The sequence below is a fragment of the Nitrosospira sp. NpAV genome (assembly GCF_000832065.1).
Taxonomy (GTDB): Bacteria; Pseudomonadota; Gammaproteobacteria; order Burkholderiales; family Nitrosomonadaceae; genus Nitrosospira.
Genome location: NZ_JXQM01000050.1, coordinates 1 through 423, shown reverse-complemented (window position 1 = coordinate 423; position 423 = coordinate 1). Strand labels below are relative to the sequence as shown.

Sequence of the window (423 nt, the reverse complement as noted above, 5' to 3'; positions counted from 1 at the left end):
AAATATGAGTAGTAAAGTAACAGCAGCGCTGGCGGGAGCCCTGACGTTTGCCATGTATTCCGGATTGGGGATGGCGGCGGCGGATCCTTATCAGTTGAACTTGCCCGAGCCGCAGACGATCATTGCCAGGCAGATATATGATCAGCATACGTTGGCCTTGTGGATATGTCTGGTAATTTTCATTGGCGTATTTGGCACCATGTTTTATTCGGTGCTCAAGCATCGTAAGGATGCGGGTTACAAAGCTGCGAACTTCCATCACAGCACCACGGTCGAGATCATCTGGACCATCATTCCGTTCTTCATCCTGGTTGGGATGGCCTATCCGGCTACCAAGACCATCATCGCCATGAAGGACACCTCCAGCCCGGACATCACCATCAAGACGACGGGCTACCAGTGGAAATGGGGATACGACTACAT

The 423-nt window shown here is 51.5% G+C and carries 1 protein-coding gene; it reads left to right on the top strand.

Annotated elements, in window-relative coordinates:
- Positions 1 to 52 precede the first annotated feature (52 nt).
- Positions 53 to 423: cytochrome c oxidase subunit II (locus SQ11_RS15205; RefSeq protein ID WP_232298037.1), on the top strand; the 371-nt coding region annotated here is incomplete at its 3' end.